Source organism: Vibrio sp. Y176 (assembly GCF_033438945.1).
The window spans coordinates 1-590 of sequence record NZ_JAWOQS010000839.1 but is presented as its reverse complement, the minus strand read 5'-3'; the positions used below and the strand labels follow the sequence as shown (position 1 = coordinate 590).

Below are 590 nucleotides of genomic sequence, written 5' to 3'. Positions count from 1 at the left end.
GTTCGGCATTTTGGTTTTTTCAGTGCAGTGCGCAAACAAGTACCACGGTTCCTGGTTTTCCCGTTGCTCTGCGGCTTCAAACGCTTCCAACCTTGGGTACAGCCATTCGTGAGCCGTTAGCACATCGAAATCGCCTCGCTTGCTACCGAGTACTTCCGCGTACTCATCTCGATAACACAGCACCAATGCCGGATCAACGCCGACCAACGGAATGTCTAAGTCCGCCACCATCGCCAAGAACTTCGCCGTATCAGCCGCGGTATCTTTAAACTGGCGTAGGAAACCTTTGATGTGTTGCGCTTTACCATTTGGCTTAAATGACAAAAGCACTGGATGCAGACCTAGCTTTTTAACCAACTTTACGAAGTCTTCAACAACGTCCGCATCGTAATAACTGGTAAATGGGTCTTGAACGATTAATACGTGCTGGCTCTTTTCAGTCGAAGACAAACCACTCAACGCTTGCAGATCATACGGCGTTGTCAGCGACTCTACGCGCTGTTTCAACGTAGGAACAGACAACAACGGCGCATCCACATACCCTACTGTTGAAGCCGTTAAACTCTTCACCCACGACTGTTTCAATACGC

At 49.0% G+C, this 590-nt stretch carries 1 pseudogene; it reads right to left on the bottom strand.

The window, feature by feature from the left end:
* A pseudogene (locus R7O13_RS28950) lies at positions 1 to 590 on the bottom strand (hypothetical protein); the annotation flags it as partial.